The sequence below is a fragment of the Serratia sp. GW822-FHT06E05 genome (assembly GCF_058799445.1).
This window is the reverse complement of record NZ_JBXALM010000013.1, coordinates 39,517-56,757: the sequence shown is the minus strand read 5'-3', so window position 1 is coordinate 56,757 and position 17,241 is coordinate 39,517. Positions and strand designations below refer to the sequence as shown.

Genomic DNA, 17,241 nt, shown 5'->3' with positions numbered 1-17,241 from the left:
AGCCGGAAACCCAGCCCCATGCAACTACTCAAAGAAACCACACCGCACCCTGTCTTCAGTTATCTGATCTATTTGGGATGCGCTATCGCGTTTTGTACTATCCCCTTCGGTTCCGACACCGGGCGCAATCTTTTTTATGTCGCCAGCTATATCTCATTTATCGCCGTCTGTTTAAACCTGAAATATTACTTTAAAAACAAAAAAAACCTTATCGTGCCCGTTCTGTTTTTCTGCGTAGGCATGGGGAGCATTTTCTGGCTGCAGCACTTCAAACAACCAGGCGAGTACATCAATATTTACCGCTCATACATGTCGACCGGCAAGTTGCAGATCGCCACCGCCTTTATTCTGCTGATTGCGTTAAATGAACGCCTTTGCATGCAACGTGCCTTTATTGTTATTGCGTTGGTGGCAGGTATTGCGGTCAACGGTTATTCCCTCTATCAGGGATTGTGGCTGGATATTGGCCGCATAGAGATTAACTTCGATCGTGCCACCGTCGCCGCCTATTTGATTACCGCCATCAACTTGACCATGCTGCAGGCGATTCTGATGCTGCGAACGAAATACCGCATTCCGCTGTATATCATCGGCTTTCTGGTCACCTTCTCCACGCTGGTGCTGACCGGCACCCGGGCGGCGATGCTGGTCTACCCGGTCGCGGTAGGCCTGTCGATACTGGCGACGAAAAACCTGATTTCCCATAAGCACAAAATCCTGCTGATAACCTCGGTTCCACTGCTGCTGCTCGCCAGTGGTCTGGTCTTCAAATCACAGATTGAACAGCGGATTGCCGCATTTCAAACCGACCTGCGATTGATCGATCAACCTCAAACCGAGAACTCAATTATTTCCCGCATTTCAATGCAGATTGCCGCGATACGTTCAGGTTCAACAGCGCCTTTGGGCCAATCCGCCGAGCAACGTGGAGAGGAAATTCGTGCCATGGTCATGCACGAACCTCATTTGGCCGGCGTCATACCTTATATCAATGTTCATATGCACAATGAGCTGCTGGAGACCTACTCGCTCAAAGGCGTCTGGGGTGCCCTGTTTTTACTGGCGCTCTACATCAGCCTATTTGTTTCCTCATTAAAGCCTCACCGCAATGCACTGTTGCTGGGTGTGACCTTCAGCCTGTTTGTTTATGGGCTCAGTGACGTCATATTCTTTAGTACTGAAGGTACGGCGATTTTTTGCCTGGCGATCGTTGCCAGCGTGCTTTCAGTGAAAAAAACGTCGGTCACTCAGGATTAACCTCATGAACTCATCGCCGCCTCTGCTCAGCGTTATCGTGCCATTTTACAACAACGAAAATTTCGTCGTTGCCAGCCTGAGCTCGCTGTTTAACCAGATCGGCGATGATATCGAGGTGGTCATCATTGATGACGGATCGACCGACAATTCCTCCTCGCTGGTGCGCCAACTGTTAGCCGAACGCCGGCATCCCCAGGTGGTCTTTATTTCGCAAGAAAATAGCGGTATCGCCCACGCCCGCAACGTCGGCTTGCAGCTGGCTACCGGGCGCTATGTCACCTTCCTCGACGGCGACGACTTGCTGAGCAGCGACTATCTGTCCATTCTGCGGCCACTGCTGCTGGCAAACGAAGACGACCTGATCGATTTTAATTATCAGAAGTTTGCTGACAGTCCGCCGGAACAGCCTGTTGGCATCGCGATCCGCAGCAGCACTTATGACTTTGCTGGCCAGGGCCTGGCCTGTCTTACCCCGTTATTTTCCCACTCAATGTGGCACCTGTGGAGCCGTGTCTATCGACGCTCATTGTTGGAAGGTGACCGATTCGAAGACGGCCGACGCTATGAAGATGTCATTTTCACGCCTTTTCAATATTTCAAAACGCGCAAAATTACTCATCTCGACCACGTGCTCTATTTCTATCGAGATAACAGTCAGGGGATCACCCGCAATATCAAACCCAAGGATATTGAGGACATGCTTTTTGCGACGGGGAAAATGTTGAGTTTTGTCGAACATCACCGAGATGACGAGCCACTGCGACAGCTGGCGGCTCTGATGCTCGGGAACTGTTTTTCAGAAATCAGAGCGATGTCGAAAGCGCTGTACGGTTACTATCACTATGAGCCGGAAACACTACGTACCTTCAAACGCCTGGCTGAAGTCTGCAGCAACAGCGGCGTACCGCGAAAAAAGATCCGGCAAATGCGGTACGCACGTGTGGACACCTGGCTGTCAAAAATGCGCTGGCAACTGAAAAAGCGCTAACTCACTCTTTATTCAGCGATAAATGATCCACCACTTCAGCGTAAATACGCTGTGGTTGGATCACGCCCATCGGGCTTTCAGCCTCCAGCGGCATAGTATAGCCGGTACGGGAAACCTGAATGATCCGATGCAGCTCCGGATCCTGAATCGGTCCGGTAGAACGCGAATCCGCGGTGACAAACAGGCTGATGGTTTTTACCTTCAGCGCCACGGCTAAATGCAGTGGGCCGGTATCGCCGGTGACCAACACATGGAAGCTGTCGATCAGCGTCAGCAACGCCTGCAACCCCGTTTTGCCGATGCGGTTGTCTACACACTCCCGGGTTTGAGAGCTAACCTGGCTCAGAAACTGCTGCGCTTTCCCTTCGTCGAAAGGCCCGCCAATCAGTACGATGCGCACATTGGCATGCTTGGCCACCAGTTCATCGGCCAACCGGGCAAAATGCGATACCGGCCAACAGCGCGATTCGGTAGAAGCGCCCAACTGAAAGCCTATCGTACAGTGCTCGCTGCTTTTGACGCCCGGTTGATACGGCGCGGGAATTTCCATGGTGGGATCGTCGCTGCGGCAACCCAAAATGGAAATCAGCTCCAACTTGCGGCGAATAAAATGGCCGTAGTAATGGAAGATATAGTTGGTCAACCAAGGTTCCAGCCCGCAAATTCCAGAGCTGTAGTTATCCCGGATAATGTATTTAGCCCCGGATAAGACGGCGCTGATAATGTCGTACGGCAGATGTGAGTGCAGGATCAGCGCCAAATCCGGCTGATGTTCGCGCAGCGATTTCAACAGCGGACGTAGACTTTTGATTTTGCTGTCCCAATACACCACGCGATCGTAGTAGCGGCCGTTTTCCACCAGCTCCTGATTCTTCTTGTGAACCACCAGAGTAATATGCGCGTTCGGATAGCGTTCACGCATCGCCCGCAGCGCAGGCGTGTTAAACATAAAGTCGCCCAACGCCGTCGTGGAATAGATGACGATATTGTCAAATTGAAGCCGACTGTCGAAAGTCGCCTTATCCTGGAAACGGCCGGACTTTGCGGTATAACGTCGCAAAAACCAATCCGCGACCTTAATTTTCCATTTTTTCGACATCTCAGTTCACTTTAAGTTGATAATACTCGGCCAGCGTCATACCAACCGTACGCTGCTGCAGCCAGACGAACAGCTGCTCTAAATCACGGTACAACACTTCAATATCCTGCTCAGTCTTAAACGTTGGGCTGCCCCCAGGCATAAACTCGGAAGAGTGGAGCATAAATTCCACGTAATCATGCCCCTGTGCCAAACAGCGCTCAGCTACCCGCTTCATTTTTTCCAGGTTGCCGCCGCTTGGGCGCAGCCAGTTGACCGACGGCGAACGTTGTTTGCCACGCAGCCGATCGTAACCCTGCTTCAGCGTATTCATCAGCGCAGAATGCTTATATTGAATGCTCATCGGCACTTCCAGCAGCGAGGACGCGCCCGCTTTGGCGATATTTTCCGGATCGATAAAATAGGCTTGCGATGGGAAATGGCGATAGTCCGTGCCGCCGTTGCCCTGCGGGTTGCCCGGTGAGTACTGCCAGTTAACGCGCGGCGTAACCGAGCAATCCACCTGATAACCATACTCCAGCAGCAAGGCGGCATAGTATTCGTTAAACGCCCAACGCCCGGCGCGATGGCTGAGCATTTTTGTCTGGAAGCTGTCTTCCAACAGTTTGGTCATGTGATCGACCTTGGCGCGGATTTGTTCGGCCGGGTATTCGATCAGATAAGGTTTGTGTCGCCAGTCATCTTCGGTCAACGGCGTCAGCGGTGGGCTGTTCCAGGCATGCAGATGCATTCCCACTTCGCCGGTGCCGCGGGCAATCACATCGCGAGCGAACTCGACATATTCTGCATCCATCGCCATTTCATAGTTGGTGAGGTACACCGGCTTAAAGCCATATTTCTCACACAACGCCTGAAAGCGCGGCAAAAAGCGCGTGTTATCGGTCGAAATGCGATCGTGGTTTTGCCACAGATTGTCGCCTTCGGTATCAATGGTGATGAGAAATGCCGGTTTGGTCATAAATATCGAGCCTGATATCAACAGAATGCATTATGTTACGCAGGGCGTTTCGCCAGGGCAAACGACTTTAGTGCCTGGTTTTGACAACGTTGAAGGCAATTTGTCACTTCCCAAGGCGATTTTTTCTCTTCACGGCAAGAAAACCGTGCAACAGTAGCCACATGCGATCGGGTCATTTAGAATCAAAGATTGGTTTCCCTGAAAGCGACTCATGATGAACGACGCGCCAGCCCTTGCTCCTGATACCTCGATACAGCGTATTTTGATCGTTAAACTTCGCCACCACGGCGACATGTTGCTGATCACGCCGGTCATCAATACCCTGCAGCAAAACTACCCGCAGGCGCAGATCGACGTACTGCTGTATAAAGAAACCCAGGAAATGCTGGCCAGCCATCCGGCCTTGTCGAACGTCTTCGTGATCGATCGTCAATGGAAAAAACAGGGTACGAAAGCGCACCTGAGTCATGAACTGAATCTGATCCGACAGCTTAAGGCCCGGCATTACGATCTGGTGGTCAACCTGGCCGATCAGTGGCGCAGCGCTATTCTCGCCCGGCTGACCGGCGCACGTATCCGGCTGGGATTTGATTTCCCCAAGCGTCAGGGCTTTTTATGGCGCTACTGCCACACGCATTTGGTACCGGTCAGCGATCATGCCCGGTTGCATACCGTTGAACAAAACCTGTCGCTGTTACAGCCGCTTGGCCTGCCAGGCGTCAGTCAGCAGGTTACCATGAGCTATCCATCTCAGGACTGGCAAGCCTGCGAGCAGCTGTTGCAGCAACAGGGCATTACCGGCGATTACATTGTGGTGCAACCCACTTCCCGCTGGTTCTTCAAATGCTGGAGCGAAGAAAAAATGGCCGCCACCATCAGCGCGTTGCAGGCCGACGGTCACTCATTGGTGATCACCTCTGGCCCGGATCAAAAAGAACGCGAAATGGTGGCACGCATTCTGGCGCTCTGTCCGCCACAGGGCGTAGTGTCCCTGGCTGGGCAACTGACGCTGCGGCAACTGGCCGCCCTGATCGACCACGCTAAACTGTTTATCGGCGTAGATTCGGTGCCTATGCACATGGCCGCCGCGCTGCAGACCCCTTGCGTCGCGCTATTTGGCCCTTCCAAGCTGGTGTTCTGGCGTCCATGGCAGGTCATTGGCCATGTGATATGGGCCGGTGATTATGGCACCTTGCCCGATCCAGACGCCATTGATACCGGCACCGATGAACGTTATCTGGACCTTATTCCTACAGACGCGGTGATTGCAGCCGCGCGGAGCACGCTGGCATGAAAGCATTTCGTTTGGCGATCGTTCGCCAAAAATACCGCCCGGACGGTGGAGCTGAGCGTTTCGTCTCACGCGCCCTGGAGGCGCTGGAACAGCAGGACCTGGATCTTAACGTCATCACCCGCGAATGGCAGGGTGATGCCAACCCGAACTGGCACATTCACCTGTGCAATCCGATGAAATTTGGCCGCATCAGCCGTGAACGCGGCTTTGCCGACGCGGCCAGAGCCCTGTGGCAAAAGGAACGCTTCGATTTGGTGCAAAGCCATGAGCGCATTCCGGGCTGCGATATTTATCGCGCCGGCGATGGCGTGCATCGCCGCTGGTTATTGCAGCGGGCGCGCCTGCTGCCGGAATGGCGCCGCAAGTGGCTGTTCTCCAACCGCTACCACCGCTACGTTATGTGTGCGGAACGGGCGATGTACGCCGCTCCGGAGCTGAAAGCGGTCATCTGCAACGCCGAAATGATTAAACAGGAAATCATCGATGATTTCGGCGTTCCCGCCGATAAAATTACGGTGATCTACAACGCCATTGATAATCAAAAATTTCTGCCCGCCAATGCCGAACAGCGACAGCAGCTACGTCAGCAATACCAGATCCCGCAACAGGCGCACTGCCTGATTTTTGTCGGCTCAGGTTTTGAACGCAAAGGGCTGGCCGCCGCCATTCGCGCCGTCGCGGCCACCGACAGCTATCTGCTGGTAGTAGGCAAGGATAAGGCCGAAAAACGCTATCAGGCGTTGGCGCAGTCGCTCGGTTGCAGCGAACGGGTGCGGTTTATGGGAGTGCAGAAACAAACGCTGCCCTTCTACCAGGCTGCCGATGCGCTGTTATTACCGACGTTGTACGACCCGTTCCCCAATGTGATTCTGGAAGCCATGTCCTGTGGCCTTCCGGTGATCACCAGCACCACCTGTGGCGGTGCCGAGTTTATCACTCAGGGGCAAAATGGGTTTGTGACCGATGCCCTCGACGTACCGGCGCTGATCGAGGCGATCACCGCGTTGCCACGTCAGGCTCAGGGTTCCACCATGGGTGAAGCCGCAAGATTACGTATCATGTCGGCTACCCCGGCACACCTGTCGGAACAGCTGATATCCCTTTATAACCGGCTGCTGGATTAACTATGCGTATTCTGATGATTATCGACGGTCTGCCTGGCGGCGGCGCAGAAAAAGTGGTGCTGACGCTGTGCCAGGGCATGCAGCAAATGGGCAATGACGTCAGTCTGATTTCATTGCGCGATGTCTGTAACTACCCTATCCCTACCGGCATTCACTACCAGGTGGTGGCGGACAGCAGCCGTTCGCCATGGCGTAAACTGACCGAACTGTCTCGCCGCGCCGCCGCGTTGGACAAGGCCATCGCAGATAACGAACGCCAACAGGGCGCCTATGATCTGGTGTTCTCCAACCTGCATAAAACCGATCGCATCGTCAGCCGCAGCAAACTGCTCTCGTCAGATCGCCTGTGGTTTTGCATTCACGGCATCCTTTCAACCTCTTATCTGGGCCACCGCAAGGGGCTGGATCGCTGGTTGAAACAGCGAAAAATCGCGGCGGTTTACCAAGGCAGAAATATCGTTGCGGTATCAAAGGCCGTCGGGGACGATTTACAGCGGAACCTGCCGATCCAGCCAAGCAGACTGGAAGTGATCAATAATCCGTTCGACATTGCCAGCATAGAGCAGCAGGCGGCAGAGCCCTGCGAGTTGGCGGGCAAAGATTACCTGGTGCACGTTGGGCGTTTTCATCCGCACAAACGGCACGATCGCCTGCTGAAAGCCTATGCCCAATCGGGTATACAGGCGCCGTTGGCGCTGATCGGCACCGGCAGCGAATCCCATATCGCGCAGGTGAAGCAACTGGCGAACCAGTTGGGCATTGCCGAACGCGTGCTGTTTCTCGGTTTCCAGGCCAATCCCTACCCATTTATTCGCCACGCATCACTGTTGGTGCTGAGCTCCGACAGTGAGGGCTTTGGCAACGTACTGGTTGAAGCGCTGCTGTGCGATACGCCGGTGGTCAGCACCCGTTGCCCGGGCGGTCCTGCGGAAATTCTGGAAAAAGCGGGAATGGAAAACGCATTGGCGGATCTCAATGAAAAATCGCTGGCGGAAAAAATGGCGGAAATGTATGCCTCGCCCCCGGAGATTAATCACCAACAGCTGCTGAGCTATGGGTTACAGCCTATTTGTCAGCAATATTTATCGCTCAAAAAATAATTAAGGCAGGGGAAACCCTGCCTTATTTTTAATTAATTGAACGCCTGTATTTTTTCCCACACATCATCAACGGGCACATCAATACAGTCACCCGATTCGGTCTGCAAAATGTGATAGCGGCCGGACCAGGGATGCCAGGATTCTTTATCCGTATCGCCAAAGAACACCACCATATCTTTATTCAACGCGGCAGCCAGATGCATCTGCCCACCATCGCTGCACAACACCCTGTCGCATAAATCAAAACCGGCCAGTAATTCCCGCACCGACGCCGTTGGGTACAGCGCCACACGCTCGTTCTGGCACAGCGCCAACAGCTGCTCTGCCCGTTTCTGATCGCCAATATCATCCGGCGTCAGCGTACCCTGAGGCGACCAAAAAATCAGGACTCCCGTGTTGGGTTCAGCAACTAAGCGATTGATAATTTCAGCATAGCGTTCGATCGGCCAGCGCCGCTTAGGGCTGCGGCTGCTGATATGAACGGCACAAATCCGCTCGACCGACGGTAAGCTGGCTTGCAACCGCTGCGCAGCCTGTTGACGCTCTTCCGCGGTCAGAAACACCCGCACCGGCGGGATAGGGATGGGTTGTTCGGTAATAGCCGAGAGGTAGCTGAAGGTATGTTCAACCTGATGTTTTCCGCTGAAATTCGCCTTGCGGAAAGGATGATGAATATCAGGCGTGCCTAAATCTGCACCAATGATATTGCTGACCCCGGCCATTTTTGCCAATCGCAGGCTGTACTTGCAGGGTACCGGATTGGCCAGTATGGCCGCGTCGAATTTTATTTTACGCAGCTGAAGAAAAATCATCAGCCGTTCGAAATAAACCCCCAGCGTGGTTTCATTTTTCGCCTTATGCTTTGCTTTTTTATAGACAAAGACTTTTTCCAGATGCGGGTTATTTTTAACGACATCCTGGCTAACTTTATTGATTAACAGATAAAGTTTGGCGTCCGGATAGGCAATTTTCACCCCTTCGATCAACGGGGTTGTACAAACAAGATCGCCAATATTGTCACGGCGAATAATTAAAATATTCTTCATTCCAAGCCTATCAGCGAAATCTCTCGCCTGTTGTCTGAAACTGACACCCAAGGTTACCAAATTAGCGCCTTTCCCTTCCAGTTATGGTACTATTCTGAATAACCCATATAAATGAAATTGATAGAATGTTGCTGCGTTTATATCAGGTACTACTCTACCTTATCCAACCCCTGATCTGGCTCCGCTTACTGTTGCGCAGCCGCAAAGCTCCAGCCTACCGTAAACGCTGGGCAGAACGCTATGGCTTCTGCGCCGGTAAAGTCGCGCCGGGCGGGATTATGCTGCATTCCGTCTCCGTGGGTGAAACGCTGGCCGCCATCCCCTTGGTCCGCGCGCTACGCCACCGCTACCCCTATTTACCGATTACTGTGACCACGATGACCCCGACAGGTTCAGAACGCGTGCAGTCCGCCTTCGGTAAAGACGTTCACCACGTTTATCTGCCTTACGATCTGCCTGGCTCGATGCGCCGTTTCCTGGATCAGGTGAATCCCAAGCTGGTCATCATCATGGAAACCGAGCTGTGGCCCAACCTGATTAACGCATTGCATCAGCGCCAAATTCCGCTGGTGATCGCCAACGCCCGTCTCTCTGCCCGCTCAGCCGCCGGTTATAAAAAAATCGGCGGTTTTGTCCGCGATATGCTGCGCCGCATTACGCTGATCGCCGCGCAAAATCAGGAAGATGGCGAGCGCTTTATCGAACTTGGCCTGAAACGCTCACAGCTTACCGTTACCGGTAGCCTGAAATTCGATATTTCCGTTACTCCAGAACTGGCCGCACGCGCGGTCACTTTACGCCGTCAATGGGCGCCGCGTCGCCCGGTGTGGATCGCCACCAGCACCCATGAAGGTGAAGAAAGCATTCTGCTGGCTGCACACCGAAAACTGCTGGAGAAACACCCTGACCTGCTGTTGATCCTGGTGCCTCGCCACCCGGAACGCTTCGCTACCGCTAAAGATCTGGTACAAAAAGCTGGTTTCAGTTACACCCTGCGCAGCAGCGGTGAAATCCCTTCCGGCGGTACTCAGGTGGTGATCGGCGATACTATGGGCGAATTGATGCTGCTGTACGGCATTGCCGATCTGGCCTTCGTTGGCGGCAGCCTGGTGGAACGTGGCGGACACAACCCGCTGGAAGCCGCGGCACATGCCATTCCGGTACTGATGGGTCCCCATACCTTCAACTTCAAGGACATTTGCGCCAAACTGTCGCAAGCGGAAGGGTTGATCACCGTGACCGACGAGGAATCACTGGTCAAGGAAGTGGCTACATTGCTCACCGACGAAGACTATCGTCGCTATTACGGCCGCCACGCGGTGGAAGTGCTGTATCAAAATCAGGGAGCGCTGCAACGCCTGCTGCAACTGTTGGAACCGCACCTGCCGCCTCGGAGCCATTAAATGAGCGACCGTAAAAGCCTGTCGGTGGTGATTATCGCCAAGAACGAGGCCGGGCTGCTGCCGGATTGCCTGCACTCCGTTGCCTGGGCAGACGAAATCATCATGCTCGATTCTGGCAGCCAGGATGACAGCGTCGCCGTTGCCGAAAGCCTGGGTGCCAAAGTATTCACCCATACCGACTGGCAGGGCTTCGGCAAACAGCGGCAACTGGCTCAAAGTTACGCCAGCCACGACTATATTCTGATGATTGACGCCGACGAACGCGTTACGCCGGAATTGCGCCAGTCGATTGAACAAGCGCTGGTCACGCCGGATGAGAATAAGGTCTACAGCTGCGCACGCCGCAACCTGTTCCTGGGGCGCTTTATGCGCCACAGCGGCTGGTATCCCGATCGCGTCAACCGCCTGTATGCCAATCGGCGTTATCGCTATAACGACAATCTGGTGCACGAGTCGCTCAATACTGACGGGGCGAAAGTGGTGCCCCTTAGCGGCGATCTGCTGCACCTGACCTGCCGTGACTTCTTTGCCTTTCAACGCAAACAGCTGCGTTATGCCGAAGAGTGGGCCATTCAACGCCACCAGGCCGGCAAGCGCTGCAGCTATCTGTCGATACTGACCCACACCCTTGGCGCCTTTTGCAAAACCTGGCTGCTGCGTGCCGGCTTCCTGGACGGTAAACAGGGGTTGCTGTTAGCCGTGGTCAACGCGCAATATACCTTCAATAAATATGCCGCACTCTGGGCATTGGGCCGCAACTATTCAGAGAAGTGAATCATGACCCGTAAAGCCATTTATCCCGGTACTTTCGATCCCATGACTAACGGCCACCTGGATTTGGTGACACGCGCATCTTTGATGTTCGATCACGTCATCCTGGCCATCGCCGCCAGCCCGAGCAAAAAGCCGCTGTTCACGCTGGATGAGCGCGTAGCCTTGGCCAGCCAGGTGACGTCGCACCTGGATAACGTGGAAGTGCTGGGGTTCAGTGAACTGATGGCACACTTTGCCGCCCATCAGAATGCCAATATTCTGGTACGCGGCTTGCGTGCGGTCTCTGATTTTGAATATGAATTGCAGTTGGCGAACATGAACCGCCATTTAATGCCGACATTGGAAAGCGTGTTTCTGATGCCTTCCGAAGAGTGGTCGTTCATCTCCTCCACCCTGGTGAAGGAAGTCGCACGGCACGGCGGCGATATCTCACCTTTCCTGCCGGCCGTAGTCACTCAGGCACTGTTCGAAAAGCTCGCCGAACACTAATCAGCGCTGGCAGCGACGGCAGAAAAATGTGCTGCGCTGCCCGTGTTTCGCAGACTCAATCGGCGTGCCGCATGCGCGACAAGGCTCCCCCGCACGGCCGTACACCTGCAACTCCTGCGCGAAATAACCCGGTTTACCGTCTGACTGCAGGAAATCGCGCAGCGTGGTGCCCCCTTGTTCGATTGAACGCAGCAACACCGCCTTGATGGTCTCCGCCAATAACTCCGCCTCCGCTTTGCTCAGCGAGCCCGCTGGACGGTCTGGCAAGATCCCGGCGGTAAACAGCGATTCACTGGCGTAGATGTTGCCTACCCCGACCACCAACTTGTTATCCATCAACCAGGGTTTGATCAGCGTGCGCTTGTTGCGTGACTTTTCGTACAGGTAAGCGCCGTTAAAGGCTTCGCTTAGCGGTTCCGGCCCCAGGTGCGCCAGCACGTTGCTGGCCGCCAGATCCTCGCACCATAACCAGGCGCCAAAACGGCGGGGATCGGTATAGCGCAGGGTCATGCCATTGCTGATCACCAGATCGACGTGGTCGTGCTTGCCGGCTTCGGTTTCCTCAGCCAGCATGCGCAGGCTGCCGGACATGCCCAGGTGAACAATAATCCAACCGTGGTCCAGTTCAATCAGCAGATACTTGGCACGGCGTTGCACGCTGCGCACCGGTTGGTCGCTCAGCGCCAGAATTTGCTCGGAAACCGGCCAGCGCAGGCGGGCATTACGCACCACCGCATATTGAATGCTGTGACCGACAAGATAAGGTTCAATCCCGCGTCGGCTGGTTTCAACTTCTGGTAATTCAGGCATCTGGCGCTCTCCCGTTGATTTCCTACCTTTATAAAACAAAAAACCCGGCCGAGGCCGGGTTTTTATTAATCCACTAAAATTATTTAATTTTAGCTTCTTTGTACAGTACGTGTTGACGGACAACTGGATCGAATTTCTTCAGTTCCAATTTTTCCGGCTTAGTACGCTTGTTCTTCGTGGTGGTATAGAAGTGACCAGTACCAGCAGAAGAAACCAGCTTGATCTTCTCGCGAACACCTTTAGCCATGATTCAGTTCCTTAATACTTCTCACCACGGGCACGCAGATCGGCCAAGACCGTCTCAATACCCTTCTTATCGATAACACGCATACCTTTAGCAGATACACGCAGAGTTACAAAGCGCTTCTCAGCCTCAACCCAAAAACGGTGTGAGTGCAGGTTCGGCAGAAAACGGCGTTTGGTCGCGTTCATTGCGTGGGAACGGTTGTTACCGCTCACCGGGCGCTTGCCAGTAACTTGGCAGACTCGGGACATGTCTATTCTCCAAAAATCAAATCAGCTCGAGCTTCGTATAGGGTATGGCCGCCTCGTCAGGCTTTTAGAGCCCATCTCAGCAAACTTCATACTGAGGAGACTCTCGTCATCAGGTCAGAAACCACACATCAGGTTAGAAACCTGCTGAGATAGGCTCTTGCGCCAAACCCAAGATTCTCAAAGGTGGCGTAGTATACGCTCTGAAGCGTAAGTGCTCAAGTCCCGAACAGCTAAAGATCCCATAAGGATCGCGAAAAAATCGCTTAAAGCCATCCGCGTTCGGCAAAAGAGACGCATTCACCCCGACCTATAACCAAATGATCGAGCACTCGGATCTCCAATAACAGGCAGGCATTAACCACTTGCTCAGTTATCAAACGGTCGGCGTGGCTGGGTTCAGCCTTACCCGAAGGATGATTATGCGCCAGAATAATGGCGGCCGCATTAGCCTTCAACGCTTCACGCACAATTTCTCTCGGGTGTACGACGACGCTGCTGATGGTACCAGCAAACATCTCCTGATGGCGAATAACACGGTGCTGATTGTCTAAAAACAATACCAAAAACACTTCCCGTTCATGGTGCGCCAGCAAACTTTGCAGATAATGCTGGGTCATCCTGGGGTTGAGCATGGCATTTTCCTGTGCCAGATGACTGGAAAAGAAGCGGAACGCCAGCTCCGAAATCGCCTGCAGTTGGGCATAACTGGAATTACCCAGCCCCTTGTGACTGCAAAAAACCGAATGGTCTGCCGACATCAGGTGATACAGCGAGCCAAACTGCGCCAATAATTGCTCTGCCAGTTGCATAACGTGCACGCCGGGAAAGCCGGTGCGCAGGAAAATGGCCAGCAGCTCCGCATCGGACAATGCCGACGCCCCGTAACGCAACAATTTTTCCCGTGGCGCCAATGTATCCTGCCACAGGGTGATTACCTGACTGCTCATTAACACCCTCCCGAAAACGCCACAGCATGCCACGCAGCGAAGCAGCTCACGACAGGTGTTTGATAACATTGCGAAGTGCTGCGCAAAGCACAATGTAACGCGTTGCAGGCGCAGCGGAATCACTCACCTGTCGGGCGGTTATGCTAAAATGGCACATCTTTCGGATTCAATCGGACAATCATGATGACGGGACTTTCCGGCAAACATATTGTGCTTGGCATCAGTGGCGGTATCGCCGCATACAAATGCCCAGAACTGGTACGCCGCCTGCGTGACAGAGGCGCGGAAGTGCGTGTGATAATGACAGGCGCGGCGAAAGCCTTTATCACGCCGCTGACGCTGCAGGCCGTTTCCGGCTACCCGGTCTCGGACGATCTGCTGGATCCCGCCGCCGAAGCTGCCATGGGCCATATTGAGCTCGGCAAATGGGCGGACCTGGTGATTCTGGCGCCGGCTACCGCCGATCTGCTGGCGCGCGTCGCCGCCGGAATGGCCAACGATCTGCTGACCACCGTCTGCCTGGCCACGGCGGCACCGATCGCTGCCGCACCCGCCATGAACCAGCAGATGTACCGCGCCGTCGCCACCCAGGCCAATCTGCAGACGCTACAAGCGCGCGGTATGCTGCTCTGGGGACCTGACAGCGGCAGCCAAGCCTGTGGCGACGTCGGCCCAGGCCGCATGCTCGATCCGCTGGAAATCGTCGAACTGGCGAACAGCCATTTCTCCGCACCGCAAGATCTGAAACATTTAAAGATTATGCTCACCGCCGGCCCCACGCGCGAAGCGCTGGATCCGGTTCGTTTCATCAGCAACCACAGCTCCGGCAAGATGGGCTTTGCCATCGCCGCCGCCGCCGCCGCACGCGGTGCGCAGGTCACGCTGATCGCGGGGCCGGTCACTCTGCCGACACCGCCATCGGTCACCCGGGTAGACGTGATCAGCGCATTGGAAATGGAGCAGGCGGTCCAGCAAAGCGCCGGCCAACAGGATATTTTTATTTCCTGTGCCGCCGTGGCCGATTACCGTGCCGAGCAGATTTCCGATGAAAAAATAAAAAAACAGGGTGATGAAATCATCCTCAAAATGGTAAAAAACCCCGATATCGTTGCCGGCGTCGCCGCGATGACCAAAAATCGGCCTTTTGTCGTGGGGTTTGCTGCCGAAACCCAGAATGTGGAAGAATACGCGCGACAAAAACTGGCGCGTAAGAAACTGGATTTAATTTGCGCTAACGATGTATCGCTTGCAGAGCATGGGTTTAACAGTGACACCAATGCCTTGCACCTTTTTTGGCAGAATGGAGAAAAGCGCCTGCCGCTGAGCGACAAGGCACTCCTTGGCCAACGTTTAATAGACGAGATAGTCAGCCGTTATGATGAAAAAAATCGACGTTAAAATCCTCGACCCGCGTATCGGGAAGGACTTCCCTTTACCGACCTACGCCACCCCAGGTTCCGCAGGCCTTGATCTACGTGCCTGCCTGGACAGCGCTGTCGAGTTGGCGCCGGGTGAAACCACGCTGCTGCCAACGGGCCTGGCTATTCATATTGCCGACACCGATCTTGCCGCAGTGATCCTGCCGCGTTCCGGTCTGGGCCATAAACACGGTGTGGTACTGGGCAATCTGGTCGGCCTGATCGACTCCGACTACCAGGGCCAGCTGATGGTTTCCGTCTGGAACCGTGGTCAGAAATCCTTCACTATTGAGCCAGGTGAACGTATCGCGCAGATGGTGTTCGTGCCGGTAGTTCAGGCTGAATTCAATCTGGTAGAAGAGTTCGACAGCAGCGAACGCGGTGCCGGTGGCTTTGGCCACTCAGGCCGCCACTAAGCGCTGCCTGATACCTGACCGACGACAAGGAATTGTCGCCTTAAATCTTGCTACCCCGGAGAGAAGGACAGCTCCATGGCAAGATTTGGCCGACTACGATTACAGCGCACACCAGGGCGCACGGAGAATACAGGTCGTTAAGGCCGCTGACCCCAGCATCGTAAAAAAGCTATCACATAAGCCGCACAGAGCTTTCTCTGCAACGGCCGGTGCCCGGGTTTCCGAAAGTCTAAGCAGTTTTAGCAAGGGTCTAATCAGACATGGCAGAAAAAGAAAATATCAAAAGGAATCGGCGCGAGGAAATACTGCAGGCATTAGCACAGATGCTGGAGTCCAGCGACGGTAGCCAGCGTATTACCACCGCTAAACTTGCCGCTAACGTCGGAGTCTCCGAAGCTGCACTGTACCGGCACTTTCCCAGCAAAACACGGATGTTCGACAGCCTGATCGAGTTTATTGAAGACAGCCTGATCACGCGCATCAACCTGATTTTGCAGGATGAAAAAGAGACCTTTAACCGCCTGCGCCTGATTTTGCTGCTGGTATTGGGGTTCGCCGAACGCAACCCTGGCCTGACACGAATCATGACCGGCCATGCGCTGATGTTTGAACAGGATCGCCTGCAAGGCCGAATCAACCAGCTGTTTGAACGCATTGAAGCGCAATTGCGTCAGGTACTGAAAGAGCGAAAACTGCGGGAAGGCAAAGGCTTTATCGTGGACGAAACGCTGCTGGCAAGCCAGCTGCTGGCGTTCTGCGAGGGGATGCTGTCGCGCTACGTGCGATCTGAATTCCGCTATCGCCCAACCCAAGAGTTCGATGGCCGCTGGCCACTGCTGGCGGCACAGCTGCAATAAACCCGTTACCGGGCGCATTCTACGCGCCCGGTAACGTAGATACTGAGTTAGACCCCGTACTGCTCACGATAGGCGCGCACCGCCGCCAGGTGATCCGCCATTTCTGGCTTTTCTTCGAGATAAACAATCAAATCCTTCAGCGTCACGATGGAAATCACCTTGCAGTGATAGTCACGCTCAACTTCCTGAATGGCCGAAATATCCGCACGACCTCGTTCCTGACGATCGAGTGAAATCAGCACGCCGGCCAACGTTGCGCCGCTGGCACCGATGATTTCCATGGATTCACGGATAGCCGTACCGGCAGTGATCACATCATCCACCAGCATCACGCGGCCCTGTAGCGGGCTGCCTACCAGCGTGCCGCCTTCGCCGTGGGTCTTGGCTTCCTTACGGTTAAAGCAGTAAGGCACGTCGCGCTCATGGTGCTCTGCCAAAGCCACCGCCGTGGTGGTGGCAATCGGGATACCTTTGTAAGCAGGACCAAACAGCAGATCAAACTCAATACCGGAATCCATCAGAGCTTCAGCGTAGAAACGCCCGAGTAGCGCAAGATCACGCCCGGTATTAAACAGGCCGGCATTAAAGAAATATGGGCTGGTGCGGCCGGATTTCAGGGTGAACTCGCCGAATTTCAATACCTGCTTGTTAAGCGCGAACTCGATAAACTGGCGCTGATAGGCTTTCATTACTGCTTCTCCTCGTCTGGTCGGTTAGATCTGTTAATACTGCCGCCCGATCGCCGGGCGTAAAAAAGGCGACTCTT

General features: G+C 54.3%; 19 protein-coding genes. 11 read left to right on the top strand and 8 right to left on the bottom strand.

Annotated elements, in window-relative coordinates; translation table 11 throughout:
- The first annotated feature begins 18 nt into the window (after positions 1–18).
- Positions 19–1,257 carry an O-antigen ligase family protein gene (locus AC1RKC_RS22805; protein ID WP_174574906.1) on the top strand — a complete coding sequence of 413 codons (1,239 nt, stop codon included), beginning with the start codon at positions 19–21 and terminating at the stop codon, positions 1,255–1,257.
- Between the two features lie 4 nt (positions 1,258–1,261).
- Positions 1,262–2,245 carry a glycosyltransferase family 2 protein gene (locus tag AC1RKC_RS22800; RefSeq protein WP_174574907.1) on the top strand — a complete coding sequence of 328 codons (984 nt, stop codon included), beginning with the start codon at positions 1,262–1,264 and terminating at the stop codon, positions 2,243–2,245.
- A gap of 1 nt (position 2,246) precedes the next feature.
- Here AC1RKC_RS22800 and AC1RKC_RS22795 read toward each other — a convergent pair whose 3' ends face one another.
- Positions 2,247–3,344, bottom strand: a complete 1,098-nt coding sequence (locus AC1RKC_RS22795) for a glycosyltransferase family 9 protein (RefSeq protein WP_115060828.1) — start codon at positions 3,342–3,344, stop codon at positions 2,247–2,249.
- Between the two features lies 1 nt (position 3,345).
- Entirely contained in the window at positions 3,346–4,302 is a 957-nt protein-coding gene (locus AC1RKC_RS22790; RefSeq protein ID WP_115060830.1) for a polysaccharide deacetylase family protein, read from the bottom strand.
- 211 nt (positions 4,303–4,513) lie between these two features.
- On the opposite strand from AC1RKC_RS22790, the gene rfaQ reads away from it, so the two are divergent.
- Genes rfaQ through AC1RKC_RS22775 form a run of 3 tightly spaced genes read left to right on the top strand, consistent with a single transcriptional unit; the run spans position 4,514 to position 7,820 of the window.
- On the top strand, positions 4,514–5,596 hold the full coding sequence (rfaQ, locus tag AC1RKC_RS22785; RefSeq protein ID WP_046374872.1) for a putative lipopolysaccharide heptosyltransferase III: 1,083 nt from the start codon (positions 4,514–4,516) through the stop codon (positions 5,594–5,596).
- A complete protein-coding gene (locus AC1RKC_RS22780) occupies positions 5,593–6,720 on the top strand; it encodes a glycosyltransferase family 4 protein (RefSeq protein ID WP_046374871.1) in 1,128 nt (375 codons plus the stop codon). Before rfaQ ends, AC1RKC_RS22780 begins: the two co-directional genes overlap by 4 nt.
- A 2-nt stretch (positions 6,721–6,722) precedes the next feature.
- Positions 6,723–7,820: a glycosyltransferase gene (locus tag AC1RKC_RS22775; protein ID WP_115060832.1), complete on the top strand. Its 1,098-nt coding sequence runs from the start codon at positions 6,723–6,725 to the stop codon at positions 7,818–7,820.
- Positions 7,821–7,852: 32 nt separating this feature from the next.
- On the opposite strand, the gene AC1RKC_RS22770 is transcribed toward AC1RKC_RS22775, so the two are convergent.
- Positions 7,853–8,866 carry a glycosyltransferase family 9 protein gene (locus AC1RKC_RS22770; RefSeq protein WP_046374869.1) on the bottom strand — a complete coding sequence of 338 codons (1,014 nt, stop codon included), beginning with the start codon at positions 8,864–8,866 and terminating at the stop codon, positions 7,853–7,855.
- 125 nt (positions 8,867–8,991) lie between these two features.
- On the opposite strand from AC1RKC_RS22770, the gene waaA reads away from it, so the two are divergent.
- From waaA to coaD, 3 genes are read left to right on the top strand one after another with little or no spacing between them, the layout of a single operon-like run.
- On the top strand, positions 8,992–10,269 hold the full coding sequence (gene waaA / locus AC1RKC_RS22765; protein WP_115060835.1) for a lipid IV(A) 3-deoxy-D-manno-octulosonic acid transferase: 1,278 nt from the start codon (positions 8,992–8,994) through the stop codon (positions 10,267–10,269).
- Positions 10,270–11,043, top strand: a complete 774-nt coding sequence (locus AC1RKC_RS22760; protein ID WP_258090731.1) for a glycosyltransferase family 2 protein — start codon at positions 10,270–10,272, stop codon at positions 11,041–11,043. It abuts the gene before it with no gap.
- A gap of 3 nt (positions 11,044–11,046) precedes the next feature.
- Positions 11,047–11,532, top strand: a complete 486-nt coding sequence (gene coaD / locus AC1RKC_RS22755; RefSeq protein ID WP_020837609.1) for a pantetheine-phosphate adenylyltransferase — start codon at positions 11,047–11,049, stop codon at positions 11,530–11,532.
- On the opposite strand, the gene mutM is transcribed toward coaD, so the two are convergent.
- From mutM to radC, 4 genes are all read right to left on the bottom strand, one after another.
- Positions 11,533–12,342, bottom strand: a complete 810-nt coding sequence (gene mutM / locus AC1RKC_RS22750) for a bifunctional DNA-formamidopyrimidine glycosylase/DNA-(apurinic or apyrimidinic site) lyase (protein WP_044554887.1) — start codon at positions 12,340–12,342, stop codon at positions 11,533–11,535.
- A 79-nt stretch (positions 12,343–12,421) separates the two neighbouring features.
- Entirely contained in the window at positions 12,422–12,589 is a 168-nt protein-coding gene (gene rpmG, locus AC1RKC_RS22745) for a 50S ribosomal protein L33 (RefSeq protein ID WP_002208990.1), read from the bottom strand.
- A gap of 11 nt (positions 12,590–12,600) precedes the next feature.
- On the bottom strand, positions 12,601–12,837 hold the full coding sequence (gene rpmB / locus AC1RKC_RS22740) for a 50S ribosomal protein L28 (RefSeq protein ID WP_004931195.1): 237 nt from the start codon (positions 12,835–12,837) through the stop codon (positions 12,601–12,603).
- 263 nt (positions 12,838–13,100) lie between these two features.
- Positions 13,101–13,784, bottom strand: a complete 684-nt coding sequence (radC, locus tag AC1RKC_RS22735; protein ID WP_020837632.1) for a RadC family protein — start codon at positions 13,782–13,784, stop codon at positions 13,101–13,103.
- Positions 13,785–13,964: 180 nt separating this feature from the next.
- Here radC and coaBC point away from each other — a divergent pair, with 180 nt between their 5' ends.
- The 3 genes from coaBC (at position 13,965) to slmA (ending at position 16,475) form a co-directional block, all read left to right on the top strand.
- Positions 13,965–15,182 (top strand): bifunctional phosphopantothenoylcysteine decarboxylase/phosphopantothenate--cysteine ligase CoaBC, encoded by a 1,218-nt coding sequence (coaBC, locus tag AC1RKC_RS22730; protein ID WP_020837634.1) that lies wholly within the window; start codon positions 13,965–13,967, stop codon positions 15,180–15,182.
- Positions 15,160–15,618, top strand: coding sequence for a dUTP diphosphatase (gene dut / locus AC1RKC_RS22725; RefSeq protein WP_046374864.1), 459 nt, complete (start codon positions 15,160–15,162; stop codon positions 15,616–15,618). Before coaBC ends, dut begins: the two co-directional genes overlap by 23 nt.
- 260 nt (positions 15,619–15,878) lie before the next feature.
- On the top strand, positions 15,879–16,475 hold the full coding sequence (slmA, locus tag AC1RKC_RS22720; RefSeq protein WP_020837638.1) for a nucleoid occlusion factor SlmA: 597 nt from the start codon (positions 15,879–15,881) through the stop codon (positions 16,473–16,475).
- 47 nt (positions 16,476–16,522) lie between these two features.
- Here the strand turns inward: slmA and pyrE are convergent, their stop codons facing one another.
- Positions 16,523–17,164: an orotate phosphoribosyltransferase gene (gene pyrE / locus AC1RKC_RS22715; RefSeq protein WP_020837639.1), complete on the bottom strand. Its 642-nt coding sequence runs from the start codon at positions 17,162–17,164 to the stop codon at positions 16,523–16,525.
- Positions 17,165–17,241: the final 77 nt, after the last annotated feature.

Coding starts and splice junctions, on each gene's coding strand:
- AC1RKC_RS22805 (WP_174574906.1), top strand. CDS start 19: ATGCAACTACTCAAAGAAACCACACCGCACCCTGTCTTCAGTTATCTG.
- AC1RKC_RS22800 (WP_174574907.1), top strand. CDS start 1,262: ATGAACTCATCGCCGCCTCTGCTCAGCGTTATCGTGCCATTTTACAAC.
- AC1RKC_RS22795 (WP_115060828.1), bottom strand. CDS start 3,344: ATGTCGAAAAAATGGAAAATTAAGGTCGCGGATTGGTTTTTGCGACGT.
- AC1RKC_RS22790 (WP_115060830.1), bottom strand. CDS start 4,302: ATGACCAAACCGGCATTTCTCATCACCATTGATACCGAAGGCGACAAT.
- rfaQ (WP_046374872.1), top strand. CDS start 4,514: ATGATGAACGACGCGCCAGCCCTTGCTCCTGATACCTCGATACAGCGT.
- AC1RKC_RS22780 (WP_046374871.1), top strand. CDS start 5,593: ATGAAAGCATTTCGTTTGGCGATCGTTCGCCAAAAATACCGCCCGGAC.
- AC1RKC_RS22775 (WP_115060832.1), top strand. CDS start 6,723: ATGCGTATTCTGATGATTATCGACGGTCTGCCTGGCGGCGGCGCAGAA.
- AC1RKC_RS22770 (WP_046374869.1), bottom strand. CDS start 8,866: ATGAAGAATATTTTAATTATTCGCCGTGACAATATTGGCGATCTTGTT.
- waaA (WP_115060835.1), top strand. CDS start 8,992: ATGTTGCTGCGTTTATATCAGGTACTACTCTACCTTATCCAACCCCTG.
- AC1RKC_RS22760 (WP_258090731.1), top strand. CDS start 10,270: ATGAGCGACCGTAAAAGCCTGTCGGTGGTGATTATCGCCAAGAACGAG.
- coaD (WP_020837609.1), top strand. CDS start 11,047: ATGACCCGTAAAGCCATTTATCCCGGTACTTTCGATCCCATGACTAAC.
- mutM (WP_044554887.1), bottom strand. CDS start 12,342: ATGCCTGAATTACCAGAAGTTGAAACCAGCCGACGCGGGATTGAACCT.
- rpmG (WP_002208990.1), bottom strand. CDS start 12,589: ATGGCTAAAGGTGTTCGCGAGAAGATCAAGCTGGTTTCTTCTGCTGGT.
- rpmB (WP_004931195.1), bottom strand. CDS start 12,837: ATGTCCCGAGTCTGCCAAGTTACTGGCAAGCGCCCGGTGAGCGGTAAC.
- radC (WP_020837632.1), bottom strand. CDS start 13,784: ATGAGCAGTCAGGTAATCACCCTGTGGCAGGATACATTGGCGCCACGG.
- coaBC (WP_020837634.1), top strand. CDS start 13,965: ATGATGACGGGACTTTCCGGCAAACATATTGTGCTTGGCATCAGTGGC.
- dut (WP_046374864.1), top strand. CDS start 15,160: ATGATGAAAAAAATCGACGTTAAAATCCTCGACCCGCGTATCGGGAAG.
- slmA (WP_020837638.1), top strand. CDS start 15,879: ATGGCAGAAAAAGAAAATATCAAAAGGAATCGGCGCGAGGAAATACTG.
- pyrE (WP_020837639.1), bottom strand. CDS start 17,164: ATGAAAGCCTATCAGCGCCAGTTTATCGAGTTCGCGCTTAACAAGCAG.